This window comes from Sneathiella litorea (assembly GCF_009882915.1).
Taxonomy (GTDB): Bacteria; Pseudomonadota; Alphaproteobacteria; order Sneathiellales; family Sneathiellaceae; genus Sneathiella; species Sneathiella litorea.
The window spans coordinates 783,873-806,955 of record NZ_WTUW01000002.1 but is presented as its reverse complement, the minus strand read 5'-3'; the positions used below and the strand labels follow the sequence as shown (position 1 = coordinate 806,955).

Genomic DNA, 23,083 nt, shown 5'->3' with positions numbered 1-23,083 from the left:
GATGATCGCGTCTCGAGTAATGGAAGAAGAAATATGACTAAATCCTCGCATTTGGATAGAAATCTCACCCTGGAAATTGTCCGTGTGACGGAAGCCGCCGCACGCGCCGCCTGTAATCTTGTCGGCCTCGGCGATGAGAAGGCCGCCGACCAGGCCGCCGTGGACGCCATGCGGACCGCCCTCAACCTCCTGAATATCGAAGGCCGGATCGTCATCGGCGAAGGGGAGCGGGACGAAGCCCCGATGCTTTATATTGGCGAAGAAGTGGGCACCGGCAAGGGCCCGAAAATCGACATCGCACTTGATCCGCTGGAAGGCACGACACTGACCGCGAAGGGCGGGCCGAACGCATTGGCCGTGATCGCCTTCGCCGAATCCGGGAACTTCCTGAACGCGCCGGATACCTATATGGAAAAGATCGCCGTTGGCGGGGGCTACCCCGAAGGGATCATTGATATCAACAAGGGCGCGGGTGAAAATCTCCGCGCGATTGCCGATGCGAAGGGCGTGCCGGTCAACCAGACCATGGCCTGTGTTCTCGACCGGCCGCGCCATGCCGAGATTATTGCCGATATCCGTAAAACCGGCGCCCGCATCCAGCTTATCTCCGACGGTGACGTCGCTGGCGTGATGGCGACCGCAAATCCCGACACGGGCATCGACATGTATGTCGGCACTGGCGGCGCCCCGGAAGGCGTTCTTGCCGCGGCCGCGCTCCGCTGTATCGGCGGACAGATGCAGGGTCGGCTGGTTTTCCGCAATGATGACGAGAAGGCCCGCGCCGCCAAATGGGGCATCACCGACCTTCAGCGTATCTACAATCTTGAGGAACTGGCCGCCGGCGAAGTTATTTTCGCGGCAACTGGCGTAACCGACGGTTCCATGCTGCGCGGTGTGCGTCAGCGGGGCGACCGGGTCTATACGGAAACCATCGTGATGCGCTCCTACTCCGGCACGGTGCGCTACATCCGGGGTGATCACAGAGTCAAGTAATCGGAGTCATTTAATGGACGCGCCACTCGCGCCGGCCTTTCTGGATGTTGAAAATTCGCTGACGTCCCGGCGCTGGCGGCTGCGCTCCGAGAATGAGCGTCTCGGTCTTGCCATCTCCCAGCGGCTTGACGTGCCCGAAATCGTCGGCCGGGTTATGGCCGGGCGCGGCGTCCCGCTGGAGGAGGCGGAGCAGTATCTGACGCCAACATTGCGCAATCTGCTGCCCGATCCCTCCAGCTTCAAGGACATGGACGCGGGGGCGACGCGCATCGCTGCCGCAATACAAGCGGGGGAGAAGGTTGCCGTCTTCGGCGATTATGACGTGGATGGCGCGACGTCTTCGGGCCTCTTAAAGCGATTCTTTAATTCGATACGCCAACCCCTTGATATCTATATTCCCGACCGCATGAAGGAAGGCTATGGCCCCAATGCGCCGGCGATGGACACGCTGAAGCGGCGGGGGATCGATCTGGTCGTCACCGTTGATTGCGGGATTGTTTCCTTCGATGTCCTGAAACACGCCCGGGAGATCGGGCTGGATGTGATCGTTGTCGATCATCACCAGGCGGAAACGCGACTTCCTGAGGCGCTTGCCGTCATCAATCCCAAACGCCATGACGAGAGCCAGGAATTTACCTATCTCGCCGCTGTCGGCGTGACCTTCCTGCTGGTGGTGGCAATCAACCGCGCACTCCGGAACGCGGGTTGGTATAACGAGGCCCGGCCAGAGCCGGACCCGCGCCACTGGCTCGATCTGGTGGCGCTTGGCACAGTCTGCGATGTTGTGCCGCTGATCGGGCTGAACAGGGCCTTTGTCGCGCAAGGGCTGAAAGTGATGGCGCGGCGGGGCAATGCGGGGCTCGCGGCGCTGGCCGATGTCGCCGGGCTGGATGAGACACCGGGCACCTATCACGCGGGCTTCCTGCTCGGACCGCGTGTCAATGCGGGCGGGCGCGTCGGGCGACCTGAATATGGGCCGGACCTGCTGTCCAGTGACAGCCCGGAAAAATGCCGGGAACTGGCGGGACATCTCGATCGCTATAACAAGGAACGCAAGGAGATCGAGGCTGCGGTTCAGGCGGAAGCCCTCCTGAAGGTGGAGAAAAGCAGTCTCAAGAATGATTCGGTAATTGTCGTCGCCGGGGAGGGGTGGCATCCCGGCGTGATCGGCATTGTCGCCAGCCGCCTAAAAGATGCCTATCAACGCCCGGCGGTTGTTATCGCGCTGGAGGACGGGACGGGCAAGGGCTCCGGCCGTTCGGTCCCCGGTGTCGATATGGGCGCCGCCATCGGCGTCGCCCGGCATAAGGAGCTTATCGTTGCGGGGGGCGGCCATATGATGGCGGCAGGCCTGACGGTGGGGGCAGACCGGATTGATGATCTGCGGACCTTCCTCAATGAACGGCTCTCTAAGGACGTGTCAGAGGCGGCGAAGACGGCCAGCCTCGGCCTTGATGGTGCGCTCTCCATTGAGGGGGCGACGCCGGAGCTTGTTGAGCTGTTGGAACAGGCGGGGCCTTACGGTGCCGGCAACCCGGAACCGAGATTCGCATTACCGCGTGTCCGATTGGTGCAGGCGAGTATTGTCGGCGAAAATCATGTGCGCTGTATCTTCACCGGGATGGCCGGTCGCGGGCGTCTGGCAGGGATTTGCTTCCGGGCGCTGGAAACGCCGCTTGGGGATGCCCTGCTGGGCCATAACGGCGGTAGTTTTCATATTGCCGGGCATCTGAGAAAGAATAACTGGCGCGGAAATGTCTCGGCCCAGTTGCTGATAGAGGACGCCTACCGCCTCGCATAACCCCGTCCGCGGGAAAATTTGAAAAAATTCCAATTTTTTACTTGATATGTCGGGCGAAGATCGGTAAATCCTGCCCCTGCGACCGGATATGTGTCCCCTTCGTCTATCGGTTAGGACGCCAGATTTTCATTCTGGAAAGAGGAGTTCGATTCTCCTAGGGGATACCATCCGGTCCGCGGCTATACCCTTACTTTGCGTCCCCTTCGTCTATCGGTTAGGACGCCAGATTCTCATTCTGGAAAGAGGAGTTCGATTCTCCTAGGGGATGCCATCGCCGCGGCGGGCGAATAATTTGTTCCTTTTCCTTTTGCATCCTGTTCCCTAAGTATAGGGTAATTGCGACTGCTGTGACTTTAACTGACGGAGAATTTGATGAATTTGCGCCTGTGTTTTGAACATAAAGCCGGAGTGAATATTGATGAGGCCGCCGTCTTCCGTCACTACGCGGAGAATTACCTGAACGGATTTGACGTGAAATGGGCAGGCTCGGTCAGTGTTTCACAACATGACACGAAAACCAGCCCGATGGAGCCGCTGTGGCAGTATATGATCCCGGATGCGTCCGTGGCCTGCCGCGACTACCTGATCGAGTATCTGGATCGCAATCCGATGGCCGGCTATTTTGTGCATGTCTATGAAGTTGACAGCGGCACCGGCGATAAAAAGATCCACTGAACTGCGGGATAGTGCCTAGGCGCTGATCTTCTGGTTCTCGTCGAAGCGGGCGTCTTCCATGTCCGCGCCCTCGAAGATTGCACCGCTCAGCTTCGCGCCCTTGAAATTGGCGTCAATCAGGTTGGCATCGGTCATATTGGCGCCTTCAAGATCGGCACCGGTGAAATTGGTGGCCGAGAGGTTTGCCGGCCATTTCTTGCCAATCGACTCCCCGTTCGGGCCCTTGAGGTCCACGGCGGTCATGATACTCCCTTTCAGGATCGCGTTTTTCAGGTTTGAGCGGGACAGGTTGACGCCTTCCATGACGGCGTCGGTAAGGTCCACATCCTCCATGATGCATTGGGACATGTCAGACATCACCACCTGACTGCCGCGGAGGTTCGTGCCCTTGAGGTTCGCCCCCTTCATGGTCGCACCACTCAAAGCGCAGCCGGAGAGATCCATGCTCGAGAGGTCCATCCCGGAAAGGTCGGCACGCTCGCCTTTCAGGCCGTTGGTCTCGACCCACAGGAAATGTGTCTTGAGAAGCGCCTGAAGGTTCGGCGGAAGCGGGGTTGTCTCTGCCTCTTCCACCAGATGGGACGCGGCAGACATTGATTTTGAAAAATCCACATTGTCCAACTTCGCCCCGTCGAGCTTTACATTATCGAAATTGCATCCCTCGACATTCGCGCCGGACAAATTGACATTACTGAGGTCCGCCCCGGCAAGATCAGCGCCCGACAGGTCGCAATCCGCCATGTCCGAGCCCATGAAGCCCGCGCCATGCAGGTCCGCATTCGAGAGATTCGCACCGCGCAGCTGGGAATAGGCGAAATTGGCATTGCCGAGCGCCGCGCCTTCAAGATTGGCGCCATTGAGGTTGGCCTTTTCCGCGACTACGTTCTCCAACTCAGCATCGGAGAGATCCCCGGCTGGAAAGGTGACGGTCTCGCCGCCCGAAAGAATAAGGGAGCCACCACGAAAATCCGCTTCCTGCAAATTCGCGCCATTGAGTTTTGCGCCCCTCAGTTCTGCGCCGCGCAAATCCGCGCGGATCAGGAGGCTGTCGCGTAAATCGGCCTTGGTGAGATCGGCGGCGTAGAGGTCGGCCGCGATCAGGTTGGCCCCCCGGAAGATCGTCCGCGAGAGCTTGCAGCCCGACAGGCAGGATTTCTGCAGTTTTGCCCCGGCAAAATTCGCCCCGGTAAAATCGGCATGCTTGAAATTTGCCTGCGCCCCTTTTTTGGGGTTTGAGAGCCACCTTGCATGCTCGGCAAGCATTTCCATAATTTCCTGTGGCGTCATCGATGTCATACGGTGCTCACTTTGTATAAATCCTGTCTTGTCGTTGATAAGACTAGATTAACATTTATCTCACATACTTATGGGGCAGAAACCATCTGCCGTCTGATTTTTTATAAACAGACAATATTAATAGTTAGTTGCATTTTGCGTTAATTTGACGAAGCACAGCCGAGGATAAAAAGAAATGTTTCACGTAACCCAGGAACAGGTCGACGCTCTTGAGATTTGGGTGAGTGATCGCCGTGAAGCCTATTTGCGAAAAGGGTTTCATTTGGCGGCTAATGCGGGTGCGGGGGCACTTGCTGACTATTCGGAGGATGGTGGACTGAAGCCAGAGGATCTGGCGAAGCCGATTCTTGAACTTCGCAAGGAATATGAACTGGCCGAGATGTTCCATAAGGACGCGCGGCAGTTGCTCCATGCCGGGCGACAGGGTGGCTGACGTCAGTTGACGACGTGAAACCGCTCCCGGCGCTTTCTGGCGACCAGGCCGGCAATCTTCCGGATCAGTGCCTGTTCCTTCTCTTCTGAAAACTCAAACTGGACCCCGACGCCGTTCTCCATCTGGCGGACGATGCGGGCAGGGATGATCCCGATATTCTCGATCTCGATGCTGATTTCCGTAGCGTCCGGCAGGCGCATGTCCATTTGCAATCCGGCGCCACCGAGCGAGATATTATGGATGCGGGCCGGATGACGGTCACCGTCTAGGGTGATATCGGTGTCCTGTCCTATCCTGACGCGGCGGTGGGCGCGGCGGTTCTCTGGGTCGATCGGGTTCATTCTGGCTCCTGTTGGCGCGGCGGTTTCACGGGGTCTTGCCATTGGTAAAGGCTTAGTCTCGCCGACATTGGTTAAAAAGTCGTTTGCATCGCCCCGAAATCGCCATAAACCAAGGATAGGAGAGCGGTCGTTAACCTTTCGTTTACGCTCCGGGATTATTCTGGGGACGCATTTATCAGGAAAGGGTCCGTCATGCGGCAACAGGAAATGGCCACGCTCGTCGAGGGATTGAAATCCGAATTCTCGAAAGCGCCACGTCTTAACCGCAAATCGATCGCGGACCGGGCAACCGGCACCAATATCGCGGCGCTTGACCTGATACTTGAGACCACAGGCACGGAGCAGGAGGGGCCCGCAACGCGGGAACAGGCACAAACCCTTAAGGCGCTGTCACATGAGTTCAAGGAAATTTCCGGCATCATCGACGGGCTTGGCGCCCGGTAACGGCAGCGGCAGGTTCCGCGCCCGCAGGTTCACGGCCCGAGAGCCGGGATTATGGTTAAAATCTGGTTTGGCAAAGCTGACGAATATGCTACATCTTGTCGGTGTATCACGGGTAGTCGGCGTTCGTCGCGTTCCCAAAATTGTTGTTGTGTAGAAAATGCCGCTCGTATCTGATCTCAAGGAAAAATTGACACCTCATTGGCAGGCCGCGATCAAACGCGCCAAGGCGAGCTCCTGGACGGAGCGGGGAATTGTCGCCGCGCCGTTGCTGGCCGCGCTCCTGGTCGCCGGGGTGACAGTGGGGCTTGATATCTTCCTGCGGGGGGAGGCGGGTAACCGCTGGATTCTCTCGCTTCTCGGCACAACCGGGCTTCTCTTTGCCTTATTTGCACCGCTCACCTATGTCACCGTCCGGTTGTACAGGCGTGTCTGGCACCGCCGCAAGGAACGCCGCTTTATGGACGCACTCTGGATCGGGCTCTATCTGCCTCATGCCTTCGCCGTACTGGTTGTCGTGATTGCCCAGCTGGAGGGGTCTGAGAATATCACCAGCCTCGGCGCGGCCGTCATCACCTGGGCGATGCTGAGCCTGCTACTCTCGCCGTTCAGCGTACTGCTGACCTTGCTGTTGTGGTCCTATTTGCCGAAGGAAATCCGCGTGCCGACGCAGCTCCTGCAAATCCCCTCCCGGCTCAACGCCCGCGGCCAGAACCTCCTCGCTCCGCCCGCTCCCAAGGACGACAGCGACATCATCCGCACGTGAGATTCCGTCTCTTCCAATAAACTTTCTGCGACCGGAATGAGTGCGGGAATCACGATTGGGTGAGAGCTGAAATTACCGGTTGAGAGTTTTTCCTGCTATCCATATCTACGGGTCTGCTGCCGGTGCGTAGCGTAAATAGTATGGAAAAAACTTGAGGGCAGACATGACAATCAAATCCATTTTGGCACCGGTGCTGGCCGGGCTTGGGTCCCTCCTGTGGAGCGCGACCGCCTTCGCCGCAGAGGAATATATCAGCGGGACAGGACCGCTCAACATATTTGACGGGGCGGCGATGATGGCGATGCCGCTCTGGGTCAAAATCTGGCTCGCCTTCCTGATGCTGACCTTCCTGACCGGGCTAGTCTTTTTCGTCTGGCGGCGGCCTATTGCCCGTTGGGCGGCGGGCGGTTTTATTCTCTCCCTCGCCACAGGGCATGCCGTCTTTGGCGCCCTCGGCCTGCCGATGCTCTCCGGGGCGATCTCGATCATGCATGTGGTCTGCTGGACGCCTGCACTGGTCCTGCTGCTGATAAAGCGGCCCTTTCTGGATCGGCAGGAGGGGACGGCCTACCGCCTCTGGTCCGCCGTCATGACCGGCGTGATCCTGTTCTCCTTCGTCTTCGATATTCCGGACGGGCTGGCCTATATCCGGCATTTCAGCAGCTGACCGGACGCCGGCCCCGGCGCCGTACTTCCCGCTTTACTTTAATTGCTAATATGTGCAGAGTTTTGCGTCGATAAAACAAGAACAAGCAGAACCAGACGCTCAGAAAAAGCTGCATAAATAACAAAAAAAGGGAAAATCCGGCCGCGGGAAAGGTTGCCGGATCACGTCTGAAATTTCCATAAAAAGGAGCAGGAAAATGGCCGCAATTGCGTTCGAACTCCCCGACACGGTTGAACAGGTACGCGATGGCATTCGCGCCTTTGCCGAGCAGGAGGTGATCCCCCGGCATGAGAAGAACCGCGATCTTCTGGAAAATCCCCGCCTGAAATATGACGAGGACGGGCGCCTCTCCGCGCCGGTGCGGGCGCTGATCAAGGAAATTCGCATGGCCTCGGCGGAGGCGGGCTATTACCATATGTGCGTGCCGGAGGCCTTGGGCGGCGGCGGGTTCGGGATGCAGGCCTATTATGTCTGCTGGGAGGAGCTGTTCCACAGCTGCGGGCCGCACAACTGGATGATGCTCTATGCGCTGTCGCACTGGGCCTTCGGGCCGAGCCGGCTGCTCGAAAAGGTGACAGATCGCGCGCGGGACGAGATTCTGGGTCCGCTCATGTCTGGCGAAAAATCCATGTGCTTTGGCCTCTCCGAGCCGGGCGCGGGATCAGACGCCTCCATGATCAAGACGCGCGCCCGCAAGGACGGGGACGGCTGGGTCATCGACGGGCGCAAGATCTGGACCTCCAACGCGCCGATCGCCGATTACTGCGTGCTGTTTGCGGTGACCGATGCCGAAAAGGCGGCGGCGAAAAAGGGCGGCATTTCCGCCTTCCTTGTGCCGACGGATGCGCCGGGTTTCGAGGTGCAGCGCGTGGTAAAGCTGTTCGGCCATATTGGCGGGGACGAGGCGGAACTGGTGTTCGAGAACTTGCGTGTCGAGCCCTGGCAGGTTGTCGGCGAGCTGGATAACGGCTTTGGTGCGGCGCTCTATGGGGTGTCGCTCGGGCGGATCTATAACTCGGCCCGCGCGGTGGGTTTGGGGCGCTGGTCGGTGGAGCTGGCGCTTGAGTACGCCAAGCAACGCATCGCCTTCGGTAAGCCGATTGCGGAATATCAGGGCGTGAGTTTCCCGCTCGCCACCGCCGCGACGGAGCTGCATGCGGCGCATCTGATGGGGCTGAACGCGACGAAACTCCTCGATCAGGGGGAGGCCGCGATCAAGGAGCTTTCCATGACCAAGGCCTATTCGGTGCAAGTGGGATTGCGCGCCGTCGATCAGGCGATGCAGGCCCACGGCGCCATGGGCCTCACCAACGAGATCGGCCTCGCCGAGGCCTGGCAATATTTGCGCATTATCAATATCGCCGACGGCTCCAACGAGATCCTGAACAAGACCATCGCGCAGAGATTGTTGAAGGGGGATGTGGATTTGTAGCGAAGGAGGTTGGCTGGGGAACCTGGACTCGAACCAGGATTGACGGAGTCAGAGTCCGCTGTCCTACCATTAGACGATTCCCCACCATGTCGGTGGTGCGCCCGCGAATGCGGGGCAGGCGGCTTACTAGCAATTCCGCGGCGCGCTGTCAACGCCCCTTAAACGCGCAGGCGCGCAAAAATATATATATGAACCTTCCGTCGAAAACTGCTAACATTGGGAAAAGGGATTGCGGCTCTTATTGTCGCTCCCGCGGAATTTTTACCTGGAGGTAGTCCTGGGTGGCCACATCACAACCCCGGAGAACAGACAATAGAGATCGCAGAAGATATCGACGCAAGTATCAAAACGGCAGTGAATACGCGCCTGACACATTCGGCGCGCTGGACCTGGGCACTAACAACTGTCGGCTGCTGATCGCGAAGCAGCAGGGCAAGGGATTCCGTGTCATCGATAGCTTTTCGCGGATCGTACGGCTCGGAGAAGGTGTCAGCCTCACCGGCCAGCTGTCCGAGGAGGCGATTGAGAGAACAGTCGAGGCGCTCGGCATCTGTGCGGACAAAATGCGTCGCGCTGGCGTCACCCATATGCGCTGCGTCGCGACGGAAGTTTGCCGCAAGGCGGACAACAGCGACGATTTTCTAGATCGGGTGCGCCTTAATTGCGGGCTTGATCTTGATATCATCACCACGGCGGAGGAGGCGGCGCTGGCCGCCGAGGGCTGTAGTCCGCTCATTGATTACCGGCATCAGAACGCGCTCGTCTTCGATATCGGTGGGGGCAGCACGGAGCTGGTCTGGCTCGGTCTCAAGGGCCCCAAGCAGAGTGAGGTTCTTGGCTGGATGTCGATCCCCGTCGGTGTGGTGACACTCACCGAGCGTCATGGCGGAATGGAGATTTCCGACGATGCCTATGCCGAGATGATCACCGACGTCTGCCGTTATGTCGATGAGTTCGAGGCGGCGCATGGAATCGCCGGACAGATCCGCGAGGGCCGGGTGCAGATGCTGGGCACTTCCGGCACGGTCACAACACTCGCCGGGGTACATTTCGGGCTGGAACGCTACAGCCGCCGCCGGGTGGATGGGGCCTGGCTGAATACCAAGGCCATGATCGATATTTGCCACCGACTCGCCACCAGCGATTACCAGACGCGGCTGAACGAACCCTGTATCGGGCGGGAGCGGGCAGATCTCGTTGTCTCCGGCTGCGCGATTGTCGAGGCGATGCACAGCCGTTGGCCGGTGAAGAAACTGCGTGTGGCCGATCGGGGCCTGCGCGAGGGAATGCTGCTCGGCATGATGCGCCGGGCAAAGCGGGATCGTCAGAAGGCTGCGGAGGCCGCGTCCCGGCAAAACAACAAGAAGGCGGCGAGAGAGCCGAATGCTGTATCATGAGTAGAGGAATAAAACGCCCCGGCGGCAAAAGCGGCACCGGCACCGGCATGACCGGACGGCTTCTGCATACCAAGGTGAAGACGGCACGGGGGCGCAAGAACTCCTCCACTCACTGGTTGCAACGCCAACTCAACGACCCTTACGTGGCCGAGGCGCGGACACGGGGCCTGCGCAGCCGCGCGGCGTTCAAGCTGTTGCAGCTGGATGAGCGCTATAACCTCCTGAAATCCGGCGATTCGGTCGTCGATCTCGGTGCGGCGCCCGGCGGCTGGACCCAGGTTGCAGTGGACCGCGTCGGCGCCGAAAAGGGCAAGGGCAAGGTTCTTGCCGTGGATATTCTCGAGATGGAACCCATCCCCGGCGCGGAGGTCATGCAGCTCGATTTCACCGAAGAGGACGCCGATAACAAGGTGAAGGCAGCTCTCGGCGGGCCCGCGAATGCCGTTATCTCCGATATGGCCGCGCCGACAACGGGCCATAAGCAGACCGATCATTTGCGCATCGTATTCATGTGTGAGTTGGCGCTGGCTTTCGCGATTGATGTGCTCGCACCGGACGGCGTGTTTATCGCCAAGGTCTTGAAGGGTGGCACGGAGAATGAATTGCTGGAGCAGATGAAGAAGAATTTCACCCATGTCCGCCACGCCAAGCCTGAGGCCAGCCGCGCCGACAGCCGCGAGGCCTATGTCATCGCCACCGGTTTCCGCGGAAAAGGCGATGTGGAGGATGATGAACAGGCGTAATTCCGCCCGCTCCAAAAAAAACGCATCTCAGGCAAAATTCGCCCTATGAATTTTGAAATCTGCCTGTATGATTGCGCGGCAATTCCATAGATCAAACCGGCGGTGGCTGTATATATCTGCACCGGCGGGGAATGATCTCCACCATATATTGCGCGTCGCGCCTGGAGTTGCCATGAATATTCGTGAAGCCTTTACCTTTGATGACGTACTGCTGCAACCGGCGGCCTCCGAAATCCTGCCCATGCAGGTTGACACGACGACCCGGATGACACGCGAGATCACGCTCGGGATTCCGCTTATCTCCAGCGCGATGGATACAGTGACCGAGGCACCCATGGCCATTGCCATGGCGCAGGCCGGTGGCATCGGGGTGATCCACAAGAACCTCGATATCGCAGAGCAGGCGAACGAGGTTCGGCGGGTCAAGAAATTTGAGGCCGGGATGGTCGTCAACCCGGTCACCATCGCCCCGGATGAGCCGCTCTCCGAAGCGCTCTACCTGATGCAGTCAAACAAGATCTCCGGCATTCCGGTGACGGAACGTAATTCCGGCAAGCTGGTCGGTATTCTTACCAACCGCGATGTGCGCTTTGCCACCGACACCCGCCAGCCGGTCAGCGAGTTGATGACCCATGAAGGTCTGGTGACTGTGCGCGAGATCGCAACGCAGGAAGAGGCCAAGCGTCTTCTGCATAAGCACCGGATCGAGAAACTGCTGGTTGTTGATGATGACTATCGCTGCATCGGCCTGATCACGGTCAAGGATATCGAGCGTTCGACCCTTTTTCCAAATGCCTCGAAGGATGAGCAGGGGCGGCTTCGCGTCGCCGCCGCCGTCGGCATTGGCGATGACGGCTTTGCGCGGGCCGAGGCGCTGATCGCATCCGAGGTGGATGTCGTCGTCGTCGATACGGCGCATGGTCATTCCAGCCGGGTGCTGGAGGCGGTGACCCGCATCAAGAAACTCAGCAACAGAACCCAGGTGATCGGCGGCAATGTTTCCACGGCGGAAGGCACGAGGGCCCTTATTGACGCCGGAGTGGACGCGGTGAAAATTGGTATCGGACCCGGCTCCATCTGCACGACGCGGATTGTCGCCGGTGTCGGCACGCCGCAGCTCACCGCGATCATGGACGCCGCGGCAGCCGCGCAGTCAAGCGGCGTTCCCGTAATTGCGGACGGCGGCATCAAGACGTCAGGTGATCTGGCGAAAGCGCTGGCAGGCGGGGCAGGTTGCGCCATGATTGGCTCGCTCCTCGCCGGGACGGACGAAAGCCCGGGGGAAGTGTTCCTCTATCAGGGCCGGTCGTTTAAATCCTACCGCGGAATGGGCTCCCTCGGCGCGATGGCGCGCGGCTCGGCGGATCGTTATTTCCAGCAGGAAGTCTCTGATAACCTTAAGCTGGTGCCTGAAGGAATTGAGGGGCGGGTGCCCCATCGCGGCCCGGCAAACGCGGTCGTTCACCAGCTCGTAGGTGGCCTCAAGGCGGCTATGGGCTATACCGGATCTAAGGATATCGTGACTTTGCAGAAGAACGCGAGCTTCGTTCGCATCACCAATGCGGGCCTGACCGAGAGCCATGTGCATGACGTTTCCATCACCCGCGAGGCGCCGAACTACCGGCAAAACGGATGATACCTGCTGCACGGCTGGCGGCCGCCGCTGAACTTCTGGACCTGATTGGCGCGGCAGCAACTCCCGCTGAACAGCATATTGGAAGCTATTTTCGAAACAGGCGTTATGCCGGATCGAAGGATCGCCGCTGGGTGACGGAATTCGTCTATCGCGCGCTGCGCCGTCAAGGAGAGCTGGACTGGGCGGCACTTGAGGCGGGACTTGAACCCTCGCCCCGAAGCCGTTGTTTCCTGAGTCTGATCCTGTTTGAGGATGTTGCGCCGGAAACCCTCGCGACGAGCTGGTTCGGGGGACCCCACGGCCTTGCGGAACCAAGCCCGGAAGAAGCCGCGGCGCTTGCGACGGCTGCAACGCTGGATCTTTCCGCCATGCCAGCGGAAGCTGCGGGGAATTTCCCGATATGGCTGAGCGATAAAATCATCGAACAATATGGCGATGAAGCCGGGGTGATCATGGCTGCCTATGGCAGTCGCGCGCCAGTCACGCTCCGGGTGAACACGCTCAAAGCCACCCGCGAGGATATCCTCGCAACCCTTCAGGAAGAAGGGGTCGAGGCGGATCTGACGACCGTCTCACCGGATGGAATTACCTTGAAGAGCCGTGTCAATCTCAGCCGTCATCCGCTGCTCGAAGGCGGGCTGATCGAATTGCAGGACGAGGCCGCGCAAATCTCCGCCCGTCTGGCTGAGGCTCAACCCGGCATGACCGTCATTGACTTCTGCGCAGGCGGCGGCGGCAAGTCCCTCGCCATGGCTGCAACCATGGCCCACGCGGGGATGATCCATGCCTTCGATACGGAGGCGCGGCGAATGCGCGATATTGCGGGCCGGGCAAGGCGGGCAGGGGTGTCCCTGATTGAGCCGTTGGCGATTGCCGGTGATGAGACGGATAACGAGGTTTTTGCACCGCTAATCGGTTGCATTGACAGGGTTTTCGTCGATGCGCCCTGTTCAGGCTCCGGCACCTGGCGGCGACAGCCGGACCAGAAATGGAAACTGACCCCTGAGCGGCTTGACGAACTGGTCGCCCTGCAGGCGGATATTCTGGCGCGCGCCGCGCCACTCGTCGCCCCAGGTGGGCGTCTCATCTATGCCACCTGCTCGATCCTGGGGTGTGAGAATGACGCCCAGGTTGACGCTTTTTTATCAATACATCCGGAGTTCAGGCTTCTGCCGGTGCGCGATCTTTGGGAAAGTGCCGGACTCGACGGCGGGTGGGCGCAAGACGTTCTCTCCCTGACCCCAACAGAAGGCGGGGCGGACGGCTTTTTTACGGCGGTTCTTGAAAAGCGTGTAACCAGCGAATAAATCTCCTACAGGACGGGATGCTTCACCATCTCGTGAATCGGCACGGCCCTATTTTGCGATATAATGATGATCCAAAACCGCGGATGGACCGTAAAGCCTTGAACACAAGGCATTGATACGAAGGGGAGATTGGGCACAATGACGTTTCGCAAATTTATTCTGGCAATTTTCACGGTCTTTGCGGCGCAGTTACTGGCCGCGCAGATTGTCTTCGCAGCGGGCAGCGGCGGTAGCGGTGACGGCGGTAGTGCGACCGAGGCGGAATCCTCACAAAATGCGGACTTTGCCGCGGGCAAGGCCGCCATCGACGCGGAGCAGTGGGACGCGGCCATTGCCGCCTTCACCAAGGTGACATCAAGCGAACCCAATAACGCCGACGCCTATAACTATCTCGGCTACGCCAACCGCAAGCTGAAAAACTACGATGCGGCCTTTGCCAACTATAACAAGGCACTCGATATTGACCCCGAACACAAGGGGGCGAACGAATATATCGGCGAGGCTTATTTGCAGACCGGCAACCTGAAAATGGCGGAAGAGCATCTCGTCAAGCTTGATGCGCTCTGCTTCTTCGGCTGTCCCGAATACACCATGCTGAAACGCGCGGTCGAGGACTATAAGGCGAAGCAAAGCTAAGTCCCGCAAAAAACGGCAAAACATCGCATAAACGGGCTGGACAGGCACCCCCAAACTGTCTAAACCCCGTTTATGAAAAACAGTATTCTGATCATTGACTTTGGTAGTCAGGTCACCCAGCTGATCGCGCGGCGCGTCCGGGAGGCAGGGGTTTACAGCGAAATCATTCCCTTCAATACAGCGGCTGAGCGGCTGGACGATTTTGACCCCTCCGGGATTATTCTCTCGGGCGGTCCGGCCTCGGTCATCGGCGAAGAGACGCCGCGTGCACCGGATGCGGTTTTCGAGATGGGCGTGCCCGTCCTCGGCATCTGTTACGGGCAGCAGACCATGGTCAACCAGCTCGGTGGCAAGGTGGAGGCGCCGGACCATCGCGAATTCGGTCGCGCCGATATCGATGTGGTCGCGGATTGCGACCTTTTTAATGGCGTGTGGGAGGCGGGAACCCAGGATCAGGTGTGGATGAGCCACGGCGATCATGTGGTGGCCATTCCTGACGGGTTTTCCGTCGTCGCCACGTCAAGCGGTGCGCCCTTTGCGGGCATCGCCAATGACACGAAGAAATTCTACGGCGTGCAGTTCCATCCGGAAGTTGTGCATACGCCGCGCGGCGCCGCGCTGCTCTCTAACTTCGTGCATCGTATCTGCGGTCTCGCCGGTGACTGGACCATGGCCGCCTTCAAGGATCAGGCCATCGATGCCATCCGTCGTCAGGTCGGCGATGGCAAGGTGATCTGCGGTCTGTCGGGCGGGGTCGATAGTTCCGTTGTTGCGGTCCTCATCCATGAGGCGATCGGCGACCAGCTGACTTGCGTCTATGTTGATACGGGCCTGATGCGGGCAGGCGAATCAGATCAGGTGGTGAGCCTGTTCCGTGATAAATATAACATTCCGCTGATCCACCGTGATGCCTCCGATCTGTTCCTCGGCGAACTTGAGGGCGTTGAGGATCCGGAAGTGAAGCGCAAGACCATCGGTCGCCTTTTCATTGATGTCTTTGATGAGGAGGCCAGCAAGGTCGGCGGCGCGGAATTCCTCGCGCAGGGCACGCTCTACCCGGATGTGATCGAGAGTGTGTCCTTCGCGGGTGGCCCCTCTGTCACCATCAAGTCGCATCATAACGTTGGCGGCCTGCCGGAACGCATGAACATGAAACTGGTCGAGCCGCTCCGTGAGCTGTTCAAGGACGAGGTGCGTGATCTTGGGCGGGAGCTCGGCATGGCATCGGAACTGGTTGATCGGCATCCCTTCCCGGGGCCGGGCCTTGCCATCCGCATTCCCGGCGGCATTACCGGCGATCGGCTGGAAATCCTGCGCAAAGCCGATACCATCTATCTCGACGAGATCAGGAAGGCCGGGCTCTATAACGAGATCTGGCAGGCCTTCGCGGTCCTGCTTCCTGTGCGCACCGTCGGCGTGATGGGCGATAACCGCACCTATGAATATGTCTGTGCGCTCCGCGCCGTCACCTCGACCGACGGTATGACCGCGGATTACTACCCCTTCACCCATGAGTTTCTGGGCCGCGTCTCGACCCGCATCATCAACGAGGTGAAAGGCATCAACCGCGTCGTCTACGACACCACATCCAAACCTCCCGGAACGATTGAGTGGGAATAGGGCACGGGCGAGAGGGACGTATTTCTCGCACGGAATTGGATGGTTTGCGGCGGCGGCAATCGGCGTCGATATTTTCTTTGTCTTAAGCTGCAATCTTATTGCGACGATTTTTCTTCGGAATTTCTGTAGACGCTGCGCCCGGCAGAATGACCTTTTCACCCTTGTCTGGGCGCCTGTCGCCGGGGCATGATGGAAAGGTGCCGTCTGTTTGGGCGACAATAGAGGGACGATAAACATGCATGTGACGATTACACCCATATTCGCGGCGCTTCTCGCGCTGGTTTTTGTGCTTTTGAGCATCCGGACCGTCAAGGCCAGACGGCGCAGCAAGATCTCCTTGGGCGATGGTGGCGATAACGCGCTGCAAATGGCCGTTCGCGCCCATGGCAACTTCATCGAGTATGTGCCGATTACCCTCCTGCTGATGACTTTTCTGGAGATGCGCACCGTCAGCATCTATGTCTTGATTGCGCTGGGGTCGCTCCTGTTTGTCGGCCGTTGCTGCCATGCCATCGGCTTCAGCGGTGCCAATATGAATTTCCGGTTCCGGGCAATCGGGATGGTTTTGACCTTCATCGCCCTGATCGTTGCGAGCCTGTGGCTGCTCTATACCTATCTGATCTGACAGAAAGACGGCGGGGATGGTTTCCGCCGCGGCAACGGCTTAGCTTGCGGGCCAGGGGTCTTTCCAGGCGGGGATTTCCATGAGCCCGTCAAGCCAACGCGTGATGTTCGGGAAACCGGCAAGGGGCATATCCGCCTCTTTCCAATAGCGCGCCATTGAGGCGAGGGAGAAATCGGCGATGGTCAGCCGGCCCGCCGCGGCGAAATCGCGTCCCTCAAGATGCGCGTCCAGCACCTTCGCATATTTGATGAAGTTCTTCTCGGCTTTTTCCAGAACCGCCGTATCGGGCGGGCCCATGTTGAAGGTCTTCTTCACGATTTTCTCGACATAATAAGGGCCGACCGCGCCGACCCAGTGTCCCTCGTTCCAGGAGAGCCAGCGCAACACTTCGACCTGCTCGTCAAGGTTTTCCGTTGGCCACATGTCGGAGCCTGCATTAATGCAGATATGGGCCATGATTGCCGCCGACTCAAAGAGGGTAATATCGCCATCGACCATCGTCGGGGCCTTCTTGTTGGGATTGAGCGCTTTATATTCGGGCGTATGGAGACCCCCCGTTACTGGGTCGATCTGGATCAACTCCGCCTCTACACCCAGATGCTTGATGAGCGCAAGGGCGCGCAATGGTGCCTGCGCCTTTATCCAGTACAATTTCATCCCTCATCCTCCCCGTATTTTTCCAGAACCATGCCCGCGCGGGGCCGGCATTGTCAATAACGGATAGAAAGGTGAGGGCGCGAAGCCCTAGTGATGAATAGGGGGATCGGTGCGGCGGCGGCCAAGCTGGCTACTCCGTTCGATCTCGCCTTCAATTTCCTCGGCGATATCGTTCCAGCCATATTGCTTCGCCGCATGGACGGCGCGCTGCAATCCGCAGGTATCAATGAGGTTCTGTGCAATTGCCCGTTTGCGCTTATCGAGGGATTGACTGGCCATCTACTCTAAACTCCGGTTCTCTATCTAAGAACGCTGCATATCGGATCAGATTAAGGCCAAAACATGAAATTACCGTAAAGAGCAGACGAGGCGGGATTCATAGCTTGGAGGCTCCCGTAGGGTATATTTTTCGCGCTGGTCAGGTTTTTCCCTATTCGCGTATCCGGCAGCATTTGAAAAATAGCGTTTAAAGGGAACAACTCGCGGTGGATGTCAGGCACCGGAATTTGAGAGTGCCTAGCTGTCTCACCGGAAATTTATTTTGACAAAACGGGGACTTGTGCGGGGGTAGCCTTTGAGGTCGCGCGAATGGCATGTGGGCGGGGAATGCTTGACCCGTATCTATGTGGTTTTTTCATTAGAGTTATTGCATATGAAGGGCGGTCGTGCTATACTGCACAGGCTAGATGGAATTGGTTTTCACTGCCACTTCGCCCCTTTTTATAGGGGGAATTTTAAGGAGGTTAAAGGACAGATTGGATATCAAATTCCCTATATATAGCGATGTTGATGATACCAGAATGAAGAGACCCTCTACAAATTGGTATCGCCGGAATTGGGACAATTTTTATGGGACGCTAGTTTGAATGGCGCCTTGCGGATAATCAGGAAGTCCTGTGCCGGATAAAAATCAACATCGTCAAAATCAAAGCGGGTCGGCGCTTTTTCAAGAATGAACTTGCACTTCGGCTTTGCCAATGATTTTCGGACGCCCAGGTAGGACCCCTCGGACGAAATTTGCCGCGACCTCTGTCTTTATTTTGAGAAGAGAGGCGCGCGTGTTGTCCGCCGCGTGCCACCAACAGGGAACTTTCCAGCAGAAAGAGATGAGCTCCTGGCCAGGGCCTCGTTTTCGAATGCGGATCGGGACCGGCGTCTTTCCCCTTACATACCCGAATGCCCTGGAGGGGAGTCCCCGCAACATCCGGTTCGTGCCTCTTAACCGCCGCCGAAGGTCTTGTAGAGGAACGCGACGACCAGCGCCACGCCAAGCCAGATCGCGATGTTGCGCAACAAAACCGCCTTGCCCGAGCGCCGCGTGTAGTAAAGAAAGCCCGGCAGGACCAGAATAAGTACCGCCAACAGGGCGACCAGTTGTAAAATTTGACCTTCGACCATGAAATTCCTTATCCGAATGGTTATATAGTCAATCGTGATATATAAACATACATAGTCATCCGGCCAAAATATCAAAAATTTGCCGGAGGACGAGACAACATTTGCTTAAATTGGTCCGGCAGTTTATTTTGCACCGGATTTTGATGGCGGAACTGGAGTTTTTTGTGGCCGATATTTTTAATGAAGTGAATGAAGATGTCCGCAAGGAAAAATCCCTGGCGCTGTGGAAGGCCTATGGCAAATATGTGATCGGCGCCGCGATTTTGATTGTTGTCGCGACTGCCGCCTATGTCGGATGGCAGAATTATACGCAGAACCAGTCCCGTGAGCAGGGCGCCGAATTCGAGGCCGCCGCAGCACTGGTCGCGGATGGAAAACTGGATGAGGGCGCCGCCGCCTTTGCCGGGCTCGCCGAAGCGGGGAATGCCGGATACCGTCCACTTGCGAGCCTGCGTGAAGCGGCCGCCATGATTGACGCCGGGGAGGGGGAGAAAGCCCTCATCATTTATGACAAGCTCGCGGCCGATAGCTCGGTAGATCCGGAATTTTCCACGCTCGCCAATTTGCTGGCCGGCTATTATCTGCTCGATAACGGGACTACCAACCAGGTTCGGGAGCGGATTGCCCCGCTGACGGAATCGGGCGCGTTGTGGAGCGCCACTGCCAATGAGCTGCTCGCGCTTACCTATATCAAGGATGGCGATAATGCGAAGGCGAAGGAGATTCTGACCGTGATTCAGAATGATGCCGCCGCCCCGCAGGATGTCAAAAGCCGCGTGGCCCAGCTTCTGGCCGCGATTGAGGGTGCGTGAACGGATGCGACTGCACCCAGCTTCCAGAATTAGTTTCCAGCGCGTCACCCGCCCGACCCTTGTCGGCGCGGCGCTGCTGACACTTGGCGCCTGTTCCTGGTTTGGCAATGACGAGCCGCCCCCCTTGCCCGGCGACCGGATCTCGATCCTCTCGCTGGAACAGACATTGGAGGCCGATGCGGGCCTCGCTGATCTTGAAGTCCGTCTACCTGCGCCGTATGAAAATGCGAACTGGCCGCAGGCCGGCGGCATCCCCTCCCACACGCTCTATCATCTTGAACTTGGCGACGAATTGAAGGAAGCCTGGCGCGTTGATATCGGCGATGGGTCGGATGATGAGAGCCGTATGTTCTCCTCTCCCGTGATTGCGAATGGCAACGTTTATGTTATGGACGCCAGCAGTACCGTCACCGCCTATTCGGCAGAGGACGGCAAAAAGCTGTGGGAGCGCAACCTGACCCCCGAGGATGAGGATGAGGGCAGCATCGGCGGCGGGGTTTCCTATGAGTACGGCCGCCTTTTCGCCACCACTTCCTATGGCGATATTATTGCGCTGGACGGGGAAAACGGAGAGATTATCTGGAAAACCAGCCTCAACGTACCGGTTCGCGCGGCGCCGACCATTGCGGAAGAGCAGGTCTTCGCCATCACCTTTGACAGCCGAATCTTCGCACTGGATGCGGCGACAGGGGAAATAAACTGGAATTTTGAGGGCGGGGTGGAAACAACCGGCCTTCTGGGCGCGGCCAGCCCGGCCTTCGCGAACAGCACGGTCGTTGTGCCCTTTGCAAGCGGGGAGGTCTATGCCCTGCGCGCCGGCAACGGGCAACCGGCCTGGAGTGAACAGCTCGTCCGTCGCCGCTCTTACAGCTCGCTCACCTCACTTACCGATATCAATGCCTTCCCCGTCATCGACCGGGGCGTCGTCTATGCTGCCAGTTATTCCGGCCGCATGATCGCCGTTGATCTTCGCTCGGGCAACCGGCTTTGGGATCAGGAAATCTCGACCCTGCAGACCCCGTGGGTCGCGGGTGACTTCCTGTTCGTGGTCACGACCGATGGCGATCTCGTCTGCATGTCGCGGCGCAATGGCCTGATCCGCTGGGTCCGGCCGCTCGGCAAGTATGAGGACCCGGAAGAAAAGCGCGACCTGATCATCTGGACGGGCCCGATTTTGGTGAGTGACCGGCTGGTCCTCGTCTCCAATTACGGCGTGGCCGTATCGGTGTCCCCCTATGACGGAAAAGTTCTCGGCCAGATTGAGCTTTCCGACAATGCGTCAATCCCGCCGGTCGTCGCCGGGAATACCCTTTATATCCTGACTGACAACGCCGATCTGGTGGCGTTGCGTTAACATATTGAATTAAGAACATGTCTTTTACTGTTGCGATCATTGGCCGTCCGAATGTCGGCAAATCGACCTTGTTCAACCGTCTGGTGGGCAAGAAGCTGGCGCTTGTCGATGACACGCCGGGCGTCACCCGCGATCGCCGCGAAGGCGAGGCCAGCATCAGCAGCCTCAATTTCCGCGTGATTGACACGGCGGGGCTGGAGGAAAGGTTCGACGATAGCCTGGAAGGCCGCATGCGCCGCCAGACGGAAATCGCCCTGGCCGAGGCCGATGTCGCGCTGATGCTGATCGATGCGCGCACCGGCATCACGCCGCTGGACAAGCATTTTGCGGGCTGGCTCCGGAAATCGGAAACGCCGGTCATTCTCGTTGCCAATAAATGCGAGGGCAAGGCCGGGATGCCGGGCCTGATGGAGAGTTTCTCGCTGGGCCTTGGGGAGCCGGTCGCGCTCTCCGCCGAGCATGGCGAAGGCATGGCGGAACTCTTCGATGTGCTGCTCCCGTTCGAGAAGCAGGACGGCGAGGGGGACGAGGACGACGAGGAAAAGCCTCTGCAACTCGCCATCGTTGGCCGCCCGAATGCGGGGAAATCCACGCTCGTCAATCACCTCATTGGGGAGGATCGCATGCTGACCGGGCCGGAGGCCGGGGTTACGCGCGACGCCATCGCCGTTGAATGGAACTATGAAGGCCGCGCCATCAAGCTCGTCGATACGGCGGGCCTGCGCAAGAAGGCGCGGGTACAGAAGAAACTCGAAAAGCTCTCCGTTGCCGACAGTCTTCGGGTGATCCGCATGGCCGAGGTGGTTGTCCTCATGGTTGACGCGGAGGAAACCTTTGAGAAACAGGACCTGACCATCGCCGCCCATGTGATCGAGGAGGGACGCGCCCTCGTCATCGCGGTGAATAAATGGGATACGGTGAAGGACCGGCAGGGCACGCTCAAGCTGATCCGCGACCGGCTCTCCATCTCGCTGCCACAGGTGCGCGGCGTGCCGGTGATTACCCTTTCCGCGCTCTCGGGGCGCGGGGTGGAAAAGCTGATCCCGGCGGTGCTGGAGGTCTATGAGCTCTGGAACACCCGCATCTCCACCGCGCGTCTTAACCGCTGGCTGGAGATTATGCTGGAACAGCATCCGCCGCCCATGGCCAAGGGCCGCCGCCTCAAGGTTCGCTATATGACCCAGGTCAAGGCCCGCCCGCCGACCTTCAGCCTGTTTATGTCATCGCGCGGTGAACTGCCGGAAAGCTATATCCGCTATCTGATCAATGGCCTGCGCGAGGATTTCAAACTCCCCGCCGTCCCCATCCGCCTTTTCCCAAGAACGGGGAAAAATCCTTACGCGGATAAGGGCTAAGCTTTAAACAACGTCCCGTTCTCCTCACTCAGCACGGCGTCGAGGAACATCTGCGCTTTTGTTTCGGGGAGCGGGTGGTCCTCGGGGTTTTCGGCGGGGTAGGCGATGGCGCGGAGGCGGGTACGGGTCGGGCCGGGGTCGATCAGGTTCACTTTGACGTTGGTTTTGGCGACCTCGTGGGCGTAGGTTTTGGCAATCGTCTCAAGCGCGGCCTTACTCGCGGCATAAGCGCTCCAGAACTGCTTGTTCTCATGGGCAATGCTGGAGGTGACAAAGAGCGCACGGCCCGCCTCGCTCTGGCGGAGCAGCGGATCGAGAGCGCGGAGCAGCCGCTGGTTCGCATGGACATTGAGCTTGAACACATCGTCCCACAGTTCCGGCACATATTGCTGCGTCGGCATCAGCTTGCCGACCATGCCCGCATTGCCAACGAGGATATCGAGCTTTTTCCAGCGCTCGAAGAGTGGCATGGCGAGTCCGTCGATGGCGGCGGTGTCGAGCAAATCAAGCGGGACGAGCGTCGCGCTGCCGCCCGCATTCTGGATCTCGTCGTCCACTTCCTCCAGACCGCCGACGGAGCGCGCGACGAGGATGACATGGGCACCCTCGGCCGCGAATTTCTTCGCCACTGCCGCGCCAATACCGCTGGAGGCGCCGGTGATCAGCGCCACTTTATCTTGTAATTTACCGGACATGGG

24 protein-coding genes and 3 tRNA genes are annotated in these 23,083 nt (G+C 58.8%); 20 read left to right on the top strand and 7 right to left on the bottom strand.

The genetic code is table 11. The features are described from left to right. Positions 1–33 precede the first annotated feature (33 nt). The 5 genes from glpX (at position 34) to GQE98_RS10175 (ending at position 3,469) form a co-directional block, all read left to right on the top strand. Positions 34–993, top strand: coding sequence for a class II fructose-bisphosphatase (gene glpX / locus GQE98_RS10195; RefSeq protein ID WP_281351274.1), 960 nt, complete (start codon positions 34–36; stop codon positions 991–993). Positions 994–1,006: 13 nt separating this feature from the next. Then, the gene (recJ, locus tag GQE98_RS10190; protein WP_161315536.1) at positions 1,007–2,794 is read left to right on the top strand and encodes a single-stranded-DNA-specific exonuclease RecJ; all 1,788 of its coding nucleotides are present in this window, start codon (positions 1,007–1,009) and stop codon (positions 2,792–2,794) included. Between the two features lie 92 nt (positions 2,795–2,886). Next, a tRNA-Glu gene (locus GQE98_RS10185) sits at positions 2,887–2,961 on the top strand. A 29-nt stretch (positions 2,962–2,990) separates the two neighbouring features. Next, positions 2,991–3,065, top strand: a tRNA-Glu gene (locus tag GQE98_RS10180). Positions 3,066–3,166: 101 nt separating this feature from the next. Beyond that, the gene (locus GQE98_RS10175) at positions 3,167–3,469 is read left to right on the top strand and encodes a hypothetical protein (RefSeq protein ID WP_161315535.1); all 303 of its coding nucleotides are present in this window, start codon (positions 3,167–3,169) and stop codon (positions 3,467–3,469) included. 15 nt (positions 3,470–3,484) lie between these two features. Here GQE98_RS10175 and GQE98_RS10170 read toward each other — a convergent pair whose 3' ends face one another. Next, the gene (locus GQE98_RS10170; RefSeq protein WP_161315534.1) at positions 3,485–4,765 is read right to left on the bottom strand and encodes a pentapeptide repeat-containing protein; all 1,281 of its coding nucleotides are present in this window, start codon (positions 4,763–4,765) and stop codon (positions 3,485–3,487) included. A 175-nt stretch (positions 4,766–4,940) separates the two neighbouring features. Between GQE98_RS10170 and GQE98_RS10165 the strand changes: the two genes are divergently transcribed. Beyond that, entirely contained in the window at positions 4,941–5,198 is a 258-nt protein-coding gene (locus tag GQE98_RS10165) for a hypothetical protein (RefSeq protein WP_161315533.1), read from the top strand. A gap of 2 nt (positions 5,199–5,200) precedes the next feature. On the opposite strand, the gene GQE98_RS10160 is transcribed toward GQE98_RS10165, so the two are convergent. Beyond that, positions 5,201–5,581: a PilZ domain-containing protein gene (locus GQE98_RS10160; protein WP_161315532.1), complete on the bottom strand. Its 381-nt coding sequence runs from the start codon at positions 5,579–5,581 to the stop codon at positions 5,201–5,203. Positions 5,582–5,731: 150 nt separating this feature from the next. Between GQE98_RS10160 and GQE98_RS10155 the strand changes: the two genes are divergently transcribed. The 4 genes from GQE98_RS10155 (at position 5,732) to GQE98_RS10140 (ending at position 8,845) form a co-directional block, all read left to right on the top strand. Further along, on the top strand, positions 5,732–5,983 hold the full coding sequence (locus GQE98_RS10155) for a hypothetical protein (protein WP_161315531.1): 252 nt from the start codon (positions 5,732–5,734) through the stop codon (positions 5,981–5,983). Positions 5,984–6,140: 157 nt separating this feature from the next. Further along, the gene (locus GQE98_RS10150) at positions 6,141–6,746 is read left to right on the top strand and encodes a hypothetical protein (RefSeq protein ID WP_161315530.1); all 606 of its coding nucleotides are present in this window, start codon (positions 6,141–6,143) and stop codon (positions 6,744–6,746) included. Between the two features lie 163 nt (positions 6,747–6,909). Next, positions 6,910–7,413, top strand: coding sequence for a hypothetical protein (locus GQE98_RS10145; RefSeq protein WP_161315529.1), 504 nt, complete (start codon positions 6,910–6,912; stop codon positions 7,411–7,413). A gap of 196 nt (positions 7,414–7,609) precedes the next feature. Further along, the gene (locus tag GQE98_RS10140) at positions 7,610–8,845 is read left to right on the top strand and encodes an acyl-CoA dehydrogenase family protein (RefSeq protein WP_161315528.1); all 1,236 of its coding nucleotides are present in this window, start codon (positions 7,610–7,612) and stop codon (positions 8,843–8,845) included. Between the two features lie 10 nt (positions 8,846–8,855). On the opposite strand, the gene GQE98_RS10135 is transcribed toward GQE98_RS10140, so the two are convergent. Next, positions 8,856–8,929, bottom strand: a tRNA-Gln gene (locus tag GQE98_RS10135). Between the two features lie 299 nt (positions 8,930–9,228). Here GQE98_RS10135 and GQE98_RS10130 point away from each other — a divergent pair. The 7 genes from GQE98_RS10130 to GQE98_RS10100 all read left to right on the top strand — a co-directional run bounded on the left by GQE98_RS10130 (position 9,229) and on the right by GQE98_RS10100 (position 16,809). Next, positions 9,229–10,242: a Ppx/GppA phosphatase family protein gene (locus GQE98_RS10130; protein ID WP_343044217.1), complete on the top strand. Its 1,014-nt coding sequence runs from the start codon at positions 9,229–9,231 to the stop codon at positions 10,240–10,242. Beyond that, positions 10,239–10,985, top strand: coding sequence for an RlmE family RNA methyltransferase (locus GQE98_RS10125; RefSeq protein ID WP_161315526.1), 747 nt, complete (start codon positions 10,239–10,241; stop codon positions 10,983–10,985). The genes GQE98_RS10130 and GQE98_RS10125 overlap by 4 nt, the downstream gene beginning before the upstream one ends. Positions 10,986–11,157: 172 nt before the next feature. Beyond that, positions 11,158–12,621, top strand: a complete 1,464-nt coding sequence (gene guaB, locus GQE98_RS10120) for an IMP dehydrogenase (protein ID WP_161315525.1) — start codon at positions 11,158–11,160, stop codon at positions 12,619–12,621. Beyond that, positions 12,618–13,928: an RsmB/NOP family class I SAM-dependent RNA methyltransferase gene (locus tag GQE98_RS10115; protein WP_161315524.1), complete on the top strand. Its 1,311-nt coding sequence runs from the start codon at positions 12,618–12,620 to the stop codon at positions 13,926–13,928. The genes guaB and GQE98_RS10115 overlap by 4 nt, the downstream gene beginning before the upstream one ends. A gap of 138 nt (positions 13,929–14,066) precedes the next feature. After that, positions 14,067–14,564, top strand: a complete 498-nt coding sequence (locus GQE98_RS10110; protein WP_161315523.1) for a tetratricopeptide repeat protein — start codon at positions 14,067–14,069, stop codon at positions 14,562–14,564. Positions 14,565–14,636: 72 nt separating this feature from the next. Next, positions 14,637–16,184 carry a glutamine-hydrolyzing GMP synthase gene (guaA, locus tag GQE98_RS10105; protein WP_161315522.1) on the top strand — a complete coding sequence of 516 codons (1,548 nt, stop codon included), beginning with the start codon at positions 14,637–14,639 and terminating at the stop codon, positions 16,182–16,184. Between the two features lie 235 nt (positions 16,185–16,419). Then, on the top strand, positions 16,420–16,809 hold the full coding sequence (locus GQE98_RS10100; protein ID WP_202526218.1) for an MAPEG family protein: 390 nt from the start codon (positions 16,420–16,422) through the stop codon (positions 16,807–16,809). A 39-nt stretch (positions 16,810–16,848) separates the two neighbouring features. Here GQE98_RS10100 and GQE98_RS10095 read toward each other — a convergent pair whose 3' ends face one another. The 3 genes from GQE98_RS10095 to GQE98_RS10085 form a co-directional block, all read right to left on the bottom strand. Further along, positions 16,849–17,466 (bottom strand): glutathione S-transferase family protein, encoded by a 618-nt coding sequence (locus tag GQE98_RS10095; protein ID WP_161315521.1) that lies wholly within the window; start codon positions 17,464–17,466, stop codon positions 16,849–16,851. A gap of 87 nt (positions 17,467–17,553) precedes the next feature. Continuing rightward, complete coding sequence (locus GQE98_RS10090) at positions 17,554–17,745, bottom strand: hypothetical protein (protein ID WP_161315520.1); 192 nt, start codon at positions 17,743–17,745, stop codon at positions 17,554–17,556. Positions 17,746–18,684: 939 nt separating this feature from the next. Then, positions 18,685–18,864 (bottom strand): hypothetical protein, encoded by a 180-nt coding sequence (locus GQE98_RS10085; RefSeq protein ID WP_161315519.1) that lies wholly within the window; start codon positions 18,862–18,864, stop codon positions 18,685–18,687. Between the two features lie 164 nt (positions 18,865–19,028). On the opposite strand from GQE98_RS10085, the gene GQE98_RS10080 reads away from it, so the two are divergent. The 3 genes from GQE98_RS10080 to der are packed head-to-tail and all read left to right on the top strand — an operon-like array spanning position 19,029 to position 22,385. Then, positions 19,029–19,676 carry a tetratricopeptide repeat protein gene (locus GQE98_RS10080; RefSeq protein WP_161315518.1) on the top strand — a complete coding sequence of 216 codons (648 nt, stop codon included), beginning with the start codon at positions 19,029–19,031 and terminating at the stop codon, positions 19,674–19,676. Between the two features lie 4 nt (positions 19,677–19,680). Then, positions 19,681–21,030 (top strand): outer membrane protein assembly factor BamB family protein, encoded by a 1,350-nt coding sequence (locus GQE98_RS10075; protein WP_161315517.1) that lies wholly within the window; start codon positions 19,681–19,683, stop codon positions 21,028–21,030. A 17-nt stretch (positions 21,031–21,047) separates the two neighbouring features. After that, on the top strand, positions 21,048–22,385 hold the full coding sequence (gene der, locus GQE98_RS10070) for a ribosome biogenesis GTPase Der (RefSeq protein ID WP_161315516.1): 1,338 nt from the start codon (positions 21,048–21,050) through the stop codon (positions 22,383–22,385). Here der and GQE98_RS10065 read toward each other — a convergent pair. Next, on the bottom strand, positions 22,382–23,080 hold the full coding sequence (locus GQE98_RS10065) for an SDR family NAD(P)-dependent oxidoreductase (protein ID WP_161315515.1): 699 nt from the start codon (positions 23,078–23,080) through the stop codon (positions 22,382–22,384). The genes der and GQE98_RS10065 overlap by 4 nt on opposite strands. Positions 23,081–23,083: the final 3 nt, after the last annotated feature.

Bases quoted from the DNA above. Each gene is read 5' to 3' on its own strand.
- glpX (WP_281351274.1), top strand. From the start codon at position 34: ATGACTAAATCCTCGCATTTGGATAGAAATCTCACCCTGGAAATTGTC.
- recJ (WP_161315536.1), top strand. From the start codon at position 1,007: ATGGACGCGCCACTCGCGCCGGCCTTTCTGGATGTTGAAAATTCGCTG.
- GQE98_RS10175 (WP_161315535.1), top strand. From the start codon at position 3,167: ATGAATTTGCGCCTGTGTTTTGAACATAAAGCCGGAGTGAATATTGAT.
- GQE98_RS10170 (WP_161315534.1), bottom strand. From the start codon at position 4,765: ATGACATCGATGACGCCACAGGAAATTATGGAAATGCTTGCCGAGCAT.
- GQE98_RS10165 (WP_161315533.1), top strand. From the start codon at position 4,941: ATGTTTCACGTAACCCAGGAACAGGTCGACGCTCTTGAGATTTGGGTG.
- GQE98_RS10160 (WP_161315532.1), bottom strand. From the start codon at position 5,581: ATGGCAAGACCCCGTGAAACCGCCGCGCCAACAGGAGCCAGAATGAAC.
- GQE98_RS10155 (WP_161315531.1), top strand. From the start codon at position 5,732: ATGCGGCAACAGGAAATGGCCACGCTCGTCGAGGGATTGAAATCCGAA.
- GQE98_RS10150 (WP_161315530.1), top strand. From the start codon at position 6,141: ATGCCGCTCGTATCTGATCTCAAGGAAAAATTGACACCTCATTGGCAG.
- GQE98_RS10145 (WP_161315529.1), top strand. From the start codon at position 6,910: ATGACAATCAAATCCATTTTGGCACCGGTGCTGGCCGGGCTTGGGTCC.
- GQE98_RS10140 (WP_161315528.1), top strand. From the start codon at position 7,610: ATGGCCGCAATTGCGTTCGAACTCCCCGACACGGTTGAACAGGTACGC.
- GQE98_RS10125 (WP_161315526.1), top strand. From the start codon at position 10,239: ATGAGTAGAGGAATAAAACGCCCCGGCGGCAAAAGCGGCACCGGCACC.
- guaB (WP_161315525.1), top strand. From the start codon at position 11,158: ATGAATATTCGTGAAGCCTTTACCTTTGATGACGTACTGCTGCAACCG.
- GQE98_RS10115 (WP_161315524.1), top strand. From the start codon at position 12,618: ATGATACCTGCTGCACGGCTGGCGGCCGCCGCTGAACTTCTGGACCTG.
- GQE98_RS10110 (WP_161315523.1), top strand. From the start codon at position 14,067: ATGACGTTTCGCAAATTTATTCTGGCAATTTTCACGGTCTTTGCGGCG.
- guaA (WP_161315522.1), top strand. From the start codon at position 14,637: ATGAAAAACAGTATTCTGATCATTGACTTTGGTAGTCAGGTCACCCAG.
- GQE98_RS10100 (WP_202526218.1), top strand. From the start codon at position 16,420: ATGCATGTGACGATTACACCCATATTCGCGGCGCTTCTCGCGCTGGTT.
- GQE98_RS10095 (WP_161315521.1), bottom strand. From the start codon at position 17,466: ATGAAATTGTACTGGATAAAGGCGCAGGCACCATTGCGCGCCCTTGCG.
- GQE98_RS10090 (WP_161315520.1), bottom strand. From the start codon at position 17,745: ATGGCCAGTCAATCCCTCGATAAGCGCAAACGGGCAATTGCACAGAAC.
- GQE98_RS10085 (WP_161315519.1), bottom strand. From the start codon at position 18,864: ATGGTCGAAGGTCAAATTTTACAACTGGTCGCCCTGTTGGCGGTACTT.
- GQE98_RS10075 (WP_161315517.1), top strand. From the start codon at position 19,681: ATGCGACTGCACCCAGCTTCCAGAATTAGTTTCCAGCGCGTCACCCGC.
- der (WP_161315516.1), top strand. From the start codon at position 21,048: ATGTCTTTTACTGTTGCGATCATTGGCCGTCCGAATGTCGGCAAATCG.
- GQE98_RS10065 (WP_161315515.1), bottom strand. From the start codon at position 23,080: ATGTCCGGTAAATTACAAGATAAAGTGGCGCTGATCACCGGCGCCTCC.